The organism is Clostridium luticellarii, from assembly GCF_002995845.1.
Taxonomy (GTDB): Bacteria; Bacillota; Clostridia; order Clostridiales; family Clostridiaceae; genus Clostridium_B; species Clostridium_B luticellarii.
In genome coordinates this window covers 22,160-30,826 of record NZ_PVXP01000040.1, presented here as the reverse complement: position 1 = coordinate 30,826, position 8,667 = coordinate 22,160, and the positions used below count along the sequence as shown (strand labels likewise).

The 8,667-nt window shown below is 33.9% G+C and carries 10 protein-coding genes; all 10 read left to right on the top strand.

Features of this window, described 5'->3' with window-relative positions:
- On the top strand, positions 1 to 396 hold a 396-nt coding region (gene tnpA, locus CLLU_RS12380; protein ID WP_106010099.1), incomplete at its 5' end, for an IS200/IS605 family transposase.
- A gap of 9 nt (positions 397 to 405) precedes the next feature.
- The gene (tnpB, locus tag CLLU_RS12375; RefSeq protein WP_106010098.1) at positions 406 to 1,494 is read left to right on the top strand and encodes an IS200/IS605 family element RNA-guided endonuclease TnpB; all 1,089 of its coding nucleotides are present in this window, start codon (positions 406 to 408) and stop codon (positions 1,492 to 1,494) included.
- Between the two features lie 123 nt (positions 1,495 to 1,617).
- A complete protein-coding gene (locus CLLU_RS12370; RefSeq protein ID WP_106010097.1) occupies positions 1,618 to 2,490 on the top strand; it encodes a PhzF family phenazine biosynthesis protein in 873 nt (290 codons plus the stop codon).
- Positions 2,491 to 2,531: 41 nt separating this feature from the next.
- On the top strand, positions 2,532 to 3,467 hold the full coding sequence (locus CLLU_RS12365) for a helix-turn-helix transcriptional regulator (protein WP_106010096.1): 936 nt from the start codon (positions 2,532 to 2,534) through the stop codon (positions 3,465 to 3,467).
- Positions 3,468 to 3,544: 77 nt separating this feature from the next.
- Positions 3,545 to 3,802, top strand: a complete 258-nt coding sequence (locus tag CLLU_RS19170) for a zinc ribbon domain-containing protein (protein ID WP_106010095.1) — start codon at positions 3,545 to 3,547, stop codon at positions 3,800 to 3,802.
- The gene (locus CLLU_RS19165; protein ID WP_106010094.1) at positions 3,802 to 4,266 is read left to right on the top strand and encodes a GyrI-like domain-containing protein; all 465 of its coding nucleotides are present in this window, start codon (positions 3,802 to 3,804) and stop codon (positions 4,264 to 4,266) included. Before CLLU_RS19170 ends, CLLU_RS19165 begins: the two co-directional genes overlap by 1 nt.
- Before the next feature lie 203 nt (positions 4,267 to 4,469).
- Positions 4,470 to 4,934 carry a DUF6323 family protein gene (locus CLLU_RS12350; RefSeq protein WP_106010093.1) on the top strand — a complete coding sequence of 155 codons (465 nt, stop codon included), beginning with the start codon at positions 4,470 to 4,472 and terminating at the stop codon, positions 4,932 to 4,934.
- Between the two features lie 2 nt (positions 4,935 to 4,936).
- Positions 4,937 to 6,214: a DUF6179 domain-containing protein gene (locus tag CLLU_RS12345; RefSeq protein ID WP_242977599.1), complete on the top strand. Its 1,278-nt coding sequence runs from the start codon at positions 4,937 to 4,939 to the stop codon at positions 6,212 to 6,214.
- Positions 6,215 to 6,318: 104 nt separating this feature from the next.
- Complete coding sequence (locus CLLU_RS12340) at positions 6,319 to 7,110, top strand: HAD family hydrolase (protein WP_106010092.1); 792 nt, start codon at positions 6,319 to 6,321, stop codon at positions 7,108 to 7,110.
- A 78-nt stretch (positions 7,111 to 7,188) separates the two neighbouring features.
- Positions 7,189 to 8,652 carry a M20 family metallopeptidase gene (locus CLLU_RS12335; RefSeq protein ID WP_242977596.1) on the top strand — a complete coding sequence of 488 codons (1,464 nt, stop codon included), beginning with the start codon at positions 7,189 to 7,191 and terminating at the stop codon, positions 8,650 to 8,652.
- The last annotated feature ends 15 nt before the right edge of the window (positions 8,653 to 8,667 follow it).

Here is an 8,667-nt window from a genome sequence, read left to right as displayed (position 1 = left end):
GATTTAGATACAAATAATCATTCAGTATTTTTGCTAAATTATCATTTGGTATTGGTTGTTAAATATAGGAGAAAAGTAATAAATGATAAAATATCAAATAGGATAAAGGGAATATTTGAGTATATATGCCCTAAATACAATATTACTTTATGCGAATGGAATCATGATAAAGACCATGTACACCTTTTGTTTAGAGGATCACCAAATACAAATATATCAAAATTTATAAATGCTTATAAGAGTGCCAGCAGCAGACTTATAAAAAAAGAGTTTCCATCAATAAAAAAACAATTATGGAAAGAGTACTTTTGGAGTAAAAGTTATTGTCTTATAACAACTGGCGGTGCTCCAATTGATATAGTTAAGGAGTACATAGAAAATCAAGGAATGAAATGAGGTGAAAATGTGTTAAAAGCCTATAAATACAGGATTTATCCGAACAAAGAACAAAAATTGTATTTTGCTGGAACTTTTGGCTGTGTCAGATTTATATATAACAAAATGCTGGCTGATAGAATTAAATCATACAAGGAAAACAAAGATTTGGATATTAAAAAGATTAAGTATCCTACCCCGGCACAGTATAAAAAAGAATTTGAATGGCTTAAAGAAGTTGACAGTCTTGCTCTGGCAAATGCTCAAATGGATCTAAATAAAGCATATAAAAATTTCTTTAGAGATAAATCAATAGGTTTTCCTAAATTCAAAAGTAAGAAAAGTAACTATAACAGTTATACAACCAATAATCAAAATGGAACAGTTTATATCAAAGATGAACATATTAAATTACCTAAATTAAAATCCATGATAAAGATAAAACAGCATAGAGAATTCAACGGAATAATTAAATCATGTACTATATCCCAGGTTCCGAGTGGTAAATATTTTATATCTATACTGGTTAATTGTGAGATTAAAAAGCTGCCTGAAGTAAGTAAAAAAATAGGAATAGATATGGGGCTAAAAGAATTTGCAATATGTTCAGATGGATATAGAGAGGCCAACCCAAAATATCTGAGAAAATCAGAAAAAAGGCTTGTCAAACTTCAAAGGGACCTATCAAGGAAGAAAAAAGGCAGTAATAACAGAAAAAAAGCCAGGTTAAAGTTATCTAAATTACACGAGAAGATAGTGAATCAAAGGACAGACTTCTTAAATAAGTTGTCAGTAAAACTAATCAGAGAAAACCAATCTATAGTTATTGAGGACTTAAAAGTTAAAAATATGCAGCAGAATCACAGACTGGCAAAGGCAATAAGCGAAGCAAGCTGGAGTGAATTCAGAAGAATGCTGGAATACAAGGCTGGATGGTATGGCAGAAAAATAATAGTGGCACCCAGTAATTATGCAAGTAGTCAATTGTGTTCAGTTTGTGGACATAAGAATAGAGAAGTAAAAAATCTTGCACTCAGAGAATGGACCTGTCCTAAATGCAGCACACACCATGACAGAGATATAAACGCCAGCAAAAATCTGCTGAAATTAGCCATATAATTTTGGTAATACACTGAGGTTGGTTCGACCTTTAGAGCTTAGGTAAACTTGTTCCATTAGGAATATTGACTAAGAAGCCATCCACTTCTATAAGTTGTGGTAGTTCACGAGGGAAGAAAACAAATGAAAATAAAAGTTTATACGCTTAATGCGTTTGCCAAAACAAATACAGGTGGTAATCCTGCGGGAGTTGTTTTAAATGCGGATTCTCTGCTGTCAGAACATATGCAGCGGATTGCAAAAAAGGTTGGCTTTTCAGAAACTGCATTTGTAAAGAAGTCCAATAATGCTGATTTTAAAGTTGAATTTTTCACACCTAACAAGGAAGTGAATTTATGTGGACATGCAACTGTTGCGACCTTCTGTTTACTTGCAGATAAAGGTATTATTGATGCTGGCAGATATACTCAGGAAACAAAAGCCGGTATTTTAGAAATAGAATATAGAAAAAATAATAGAATCTATATGGATCAATGTAAGCCCATATTTCACAAAATATTGGACAAAAAATATATAGCTGATACTCTAAATATTAGCCAGAATAAAATTATGGATGATATTCCAATCCAAATTGTATCTACTGGATTAAAAGATATTTTAATCCCCATTAAATCATTAGGGGATTTATGCAGCATAAAACCTGATTTTGATAAGATTTCATATGTTTGCAAAAAAGAGAATTGTGTTGGGTATCATCTTTTTACGTTGGAAACAAAGCAGGGTTCCACTGCTCATTGCAGAAATTTTGCACCTCTGTATAATATCAGTGAAGAATCTGCCACAGGAACATCTACAGGTGCATTGAGCTGCTATTTATATAGATATGGAATTATATCACAAAATCATATGAAAGATTTAGTTTTTGAACAAGGTTATTGTATGAATAGGCCTTCTGAGATTTTAGCCAGTGTAATTATTCATAGTGGAAAGATCAATGAAGTTAAAATTGGAGGAAATGCCTTGAATATTGAAGAAAGGGAAATTGAAATAATGTAGAGCGTGGCCATACATTATTTCCAAGATGAGGTTTATAATTTATGAAAATAGACAGGCTGCTGGCAATTGTGGTGATGCTTTTGAACAGGGATAAGATATCTGCGGCAGAACTGGCTGAAAAGTTTGAGGTTTCTGTAAGGACCATATACAGGGATATGGACACAATCAATATGTCTGGAATTCCAATAGCTTCAAGCCAGGGAAACAATGGAGGGTTTCATATTTTGGACAATTATAAAATAAATCACCGGTTTCTGACACTGGAAGATATGATATCCATAGTGGAAGCTTTGAAAAATATAAATGGAGTTCTTGATGACAAAAATGTGGAAATGGCTATGGAAAAAATTAAAAGCATAATACCCCATAATAAAAAGAGCACATTTGATCTGTATTTTAAACAGATATTTATAGATACACTTCCCTGGGGATTTAAGAAATCCGAAAAGGAAAATATCAAATATAGAATGATATTTAGAGCATTAAAGGAAAACAGATGTATAAGCTTCAACTACAGAAATTCCAAAGGAGAATATATCTTTAGGAGAGTGGAGCCTGTTACTCTCGTGTTTAAAGGATTTTCCTGGTATGTGTTTTCCTTCTGTACCCTGAGAAAAGATTACAGGATATTTAAATTGTCAAGAATGGATGAACTGGAGATTTTGAATGAGGAAATTTGTAAACCAAGAATTTCATATGGTGAATATGCAAAGACCGAGATGCCTCAGAAGGTTCCTGTAAAAATTTTACTAAAATTTTCAGAAAAAGTCAGGTACAGAATACAGGATTACTTTGATGAAGATGAAATTACATTTCTTGAAGACGGCAGTGTCATGGTAAATACTGAAGTTGTGGAGGACAGCTGGATCTATTCAATGATACTGAGCTATGGCGAATACGTGGAAGTGCTGGAGCCCCGGCATATAAGGAAAATTATAAAGGAAAAGTGCAAAAATATAATTGATATATATAGTTGAATTCAAACATGACATAATGATGTCAAAGCTCTCTTGTACAATAGTTGTATCAACATATGAAAGGGGAAGAATGTATTATGGAACAGGAATATTGCCAGAGCTGCGGAATGCCTTTAAGTGAGGAACTTTATGGAACTGATGCCGATAACAGCAGAAATCATGAATACTGTATATATTGTTATGAGAATGGAGCTTTCAAACAGCCGGATTTAACCATGGAAGAGATGATTGAAACCTGTGTGCCCTTTATGAAGGAAAAGGGTATGGAGGAAGGTGAAGCAAGAACATTAATGGAAAATTGTCTCCCTCATTTAAAGAGGTGGAAAAAGTGCTGATGGATTCTAAAATGGTGGAAAAAGCTGAGATTAAACTGGTGGGAAAAGAGATAAGAACCAGCAATAAAGATAAAAATTGCAGTGTTGAAATCGGGAAATTATGGGAAGAATTTCTTGGACAGAAATTTGGAGATGCAATACAAAATAAAATTAGCAGTGATGAAGTCCTGGGATTGTATACGGATTATGAAAATAAGGAGTTTGGAGCTTATTCCCTTGTGGCCGGCTGTGAGGTTTCAAATGTGCCTGCAGTACCAAAAGGCATGGTATTAAAAACAATACCATCTTCAAAATATTTTGTAGTGACTGCAAAAGGAAAGATGCCCGAGAGCATCGGTGAAGCTTGGGAATATATATGGAATGCCGATATTCAAAGAACTTATACGGGAGATTTTGAACTCTACGACAAAAGATATGATGGCAGTGAAAATTCCGAAGTGGATATATATGTGGCTGTTAAATAAAAATGGTTAAAAAGTTGAGGATGACAATTCTCAACCTTTTTATATTTCTGAAAATTTTATATTTAAGACATATGCGAAAGTATACTTGCTTTCCGATGGAAATATGATATAATAAGTTAAGTAAAAATTATATATACACTTACTATATCATAAAATAAATTATATGTCAAGTAATTTAAATTGAATTTTCAGGAGGAAAAGTTATGAATCTGCCGAAAATATTTGATTCAATAAATAAATCGCAAGAATTCAACAGCATAGATAAAATTTTTAAATTGAATGATATTCTTAGAGATTATAACCTTGTTCTTGATGTTGAGGATATAAAAGATATAATAAATTCAAAAAATAATACTTTAAGGAGTCAGGGAAGGATTGAACTTAATCTGAATGTAATTGAATCCATTATAAAAGAACTTGGAAAATCTCCTTATATAAATCAGGAAAATTTTGTGGAAACAGTGAATGATGTGTATGCAGTTTTTCATCATGTAAAAAACTGTACATCAGATCTTTTGTGCGATAAAGATGTGTTAAAAGCCATAATGTTTTTTTATAACAGTGTTTATAATGGTTCCATGGAACTTGTAATGGGAAAGGGAACTGAAAAAATTATAAACAACTTCAAACACAATAAAGAACTCACTTGTATAGAGGAGGAATATTGACATTGAGAGGATCCATATTATCAATTTTTCAAAACCTTATGGTAAAGTATACAAAAGGGAAGGGCAGTTCCATAAAGGAAGATACTGCTTTTCACATTTTAAATTCAATTTATTATGCGGTTAATGCCTATGTTGAAAATCAGGAAAGTTCCAGCAGGTTTTCTTTAACTTATGAAAGAGATGTACTTGAAATTTATGATGAGGGTATTGAAATTCTGAAAAAAACTGTATGTGAATGCGAAAAGCTTTATGAAAAGATAAAGGAAAACAGGCTTCATGTCCCAATTCAGATGTATAATGATACGATAGATACTGCATTGCCGGATTTTTTCAGCAATTATGATATAATTTTTGGAGCACAGGATACCTGCTCCAGTATGGACTATCCTCTTGTTTTTGATGACATGAATATAGCAGGTATTTTTTATATAAAACAGTATCTAGAAAAATTAAAGCTTGAGACTGAATTTTGTAATTTTTTCCCGCAGTCATCCCTTTTAAAAATACTTAGAGACTATGGAGAAAAGTATAAAATAAATATTTCAAAATCACCCATCAATGTGTTTCAAGTACTTGCAGATCAATGTGTTTTTCTGGCTTTAGGCCAGGGGTATGAAAAGGATCTTACAATGTCACAGGTTCAATTTAAAATAGTAAATAAAAATCTTTCAGGAAAAAGTGAGCACGAAATTTTAAGCCTTTTAGATACGGCTTTTGAAAAAATCATTGATGATCTTCATATTAAAGAGCTGGGACTTATGTACTATGTAAACAGGTACAAGGATTCTTTCAAGTTCAGGCTGCTTGCTTCCTATAACAGTGGAAATCTATCCAATATGGTTGTTTTAGAAAAAAAGAAAAACAAAAAAGATAAAGTTGTTTTTAAAGAGGGTACCACGCTGAGTAATTATGACTTCAGTGTTATTGTGGAGGAAATTTCGAAATGTCAGGATATTGAAAATAAGATTGATATTATAAAGCAAAATATACATTCTACGGAAGATTATATGGATCTTCTGGATTCAGAATGCCTGTTTGGAGATGAATATAAACAGATATTTAAGTGTCTTGATGATATAACACTTGCCCTGTTTGGAACAGCTGTATTTTACGATGAGTTGGAATGTGGTTCCTTTAAGCTTACATCCGAGCAATTGATGAACTGCAGGGGAAATATGGAAAGACAGTGGCAGAATTACTATGTTGATTTTCTGCTGGGACAGGAAGAAAAAAGGATAAAAGATATAGAAAAAATGATTACATATATCTCTTGCCGATAAACAGTGAAAAATAGACAAGATACAGGGCATTGGATATAATGTAAAAGATGATATAATTATTTTATGTTGAAGAAAGTATGTGTGGGTAGATGGGGGCAATTAATATGAACAGAAAGATGATATTTTTTGATATTGACGGAACTATAATAAATGAAAAAACCCATGAGTGCGCTGAAAGTACTATAAATGCAATTAAAAAGGCCCGTGAAAATGGGTGTCTGACTTTTATAAACACAGGCAGAACGTTTTTTAATGTGGGCAGTGAAATACGAAATATTGGATTTGATGGTTATATTTGCGGCTGTGGAACTTATATCAATTATGAGGACAAACCTCTTTTCTATAAATCAACACCGCATGAAACTTGTGTTGAAGTTGTACAAAAACTTCGTGAATGTAAGATCGATGCACTTCTTGAGGGCTCAAGTTCTTTTTTCTTTGAGAAAAATAGAGTTTCTAATGATAAACTGGCTGAATTTAAAGAACTTTTTATTTCACAGGGAGTTGATGTTTCAAGAACCTGGGATGATCCGGAATTGGAATTTGATAAATTTGTAGTATGGATAAATAAAGATAGTGATTACAATGCGTTTCATTCTTATATAACTAAGAAATTTGATTATATTGACAGGGGAAATAATCTGGGAGAAGTTGTACCCAAAGGTTATTCTAAAGCAACAGGTATTAAATTTCTTCGTCAGTATTTTGATATACCTCTGGAAAACTGCTATGCTATTGGTGACAGCACCAATGACCTGCCGATGCTTCAGTATGTACCTAACAGTATTGCCATGGGAAATGGCACACCTGCTCTGTTTGATTCAGTGTCATTTGTTACAAAAGATATAGAAGAAGATGGGATCGAGCATGCATTGGAACACTATGGAATTATATGAATTTAATCTGAATCCAGGAATTACTTGTTGAAGAATATATTATATTTATGGTATTTAGTTGTTAAAGGAGACTTAAAAATGACAGCAGATTTGAAAATGACGATGGAAGAAGAAGTTGTGTCTTCAATAGAAAAAAGGCATGATATTCTATCAGATTTAAGTGATAAAATATGGGATTTTGCCGAAACTAGATTTGAAGAATTCAAATCATCGGAAATTTTATGCAAAGTTTTAACCCAGGAAGGATTTTCTATAAAAAAGGGAATAGCAGATATGGAAACAGCTTTTATTGCAAGCCACGGCAGCGGGAAACCGGTGATAGGATTTTTGGGAGAATTTGATGCATTATATGGATTGAGCCAGACTGCCAATACAGCTAAAAAAATTCCTCTGGTTAGAGGCGGGAAAGGTCATGGATGTGGTCATAATGGTCTTGGGACAGGGGCATTGGCTGCGGCTATTGCTGTAAAGGACTATATGAAAAATAACGGAATAAAGGGAACGGTCAGATATTATGGGTGTCCGGGGGAAGAAAGCGGATCTGGGAAAGTTTATATAACCAGAGCAGGTTATTTTAAGGATCTTGATGTGGCCTTAACCTGGCATCCTGCAGATAGAAATGAAGTTATACCATTTAGCTTTCTGGCCACCTCACAGGTATATTTTAAATTTCACGGCATCAGTTCACATGCAGCAGTCTCACCTCATCTTGGGAGGAGTGCCCTGGATGCGGTTGAACTGATGGATGTAGGAGCAAATTATTTAAGGGAACATCTGATACAGGAAGCTCGTATACATTATGCAATAACTAACAGCGGGGGACTTTCTCCAAATGTGGTCCAATCCGAGACTTCTGTCCTTTACCAGATACGTGCGCCAAAATCCGGGCAGGTAAGCGAAATATATAAGAGAGTTGTAAATATAGCAAAAGGTGCTGCACTGATGACGGGAACTAAACTGGAAATTGTATTTGACAGGGGAAGTTCTGAATTAATTCCAAATAAAGTGCTGGGATCGCTGCTGTACGAAGAATTCAAGAAAATAGGACCTGTTCCTGTTGACAGTGAAGATTTAGAATTTGCAAAAGATATAAGAAAAACTTTGGACGAAGGTGAGAAGCTTCGTTCAAAAAGTATTCTTGAAAAAATATATGACAGCGAAGCTGGCAGTATAATTGATTTAATATTGAACAAAAATATTATAGATATAATATATCCTTATAAGGCTGTTGAGTTTACTTACCCCGGCTCCACAGATGTAGGGGATGTGAGCTGGAATGTACCGACAGCCCAGGTAGAGACGGTATGCTATGCCAAGGATACTCCAGGTCATTCCTGGCAGCTGGTTGCCCAGGGAAAGGCTGAGCTGTTTCATAAAGGTCTGCTTCAGGCTGGAAAGATACTTGCATCAGCTGCTATAAAGTTATTTGAAAATCCAGAATTAATATCAAAAGCTAAAGATGAATTTAGAAATAGACTTGATGGAAAAAGCTACAAATGTCCTATACCCGAGGAAATTAAACCTATGCCTAAGCGTGCATAGATATTGGAGGAGTGA

What these genes read in the sequence shown, in the direction of transcription:
- CLLU_RS12370 (WP_106010097.1), top strand. Translation starts at nt 1,618, where the DNA reads ATGAAAATAAAAGTTTATACGCTTAATGCGTTTGCCAAAACAAATACA.
- CLLU_RS12365 (WP_106010096.1), top strand. Translation starts at nt 2,532, where the DNA reads ATGAAAATAGACAGGCTGCTGGCAATTGTGGTGATGCTTTTGAACAGG.
- CLLU_RS19170 (WP_106010095.1), top strand. Translation starts at nt 3,545, where the DNA reads ATGGAACAGGAATATTGCCAGAGCTGCGGAATGCCTTTAAGTGAGGAA.
- CLLU_RS19165 (WP_106010094.1), top strand. Translation starts at nt 3,802, where the DNA reads ATGGATTCTAAAATGGTGGAAAAAGCTGAGATTAAACTGGTGGGAAAA.
- CLLU_RS12350 (WP_106010093.1), top strand. Translation starts at nt 4,470, where the DNA reads ATGAATCTGCCGAAAATATTTGATTCAATAAATAAATCGCAAGAATTC.
- CLLU_RS12340 (WP_106010092.1), top strand. Translation starts at nt 6,319, where the DNA reads ATGAACAGAAAGATGATATTTTTTGATATTGACGGAACTATAATAAAT.
- CLLU_RS12335 (WP_242977596.1), top strand. Translation starts at nt 7,189, where the DNA reads ATGACAGCAGATTTGAAAATGACGATGGAAGAAGAAGTTGTGTCTTCA.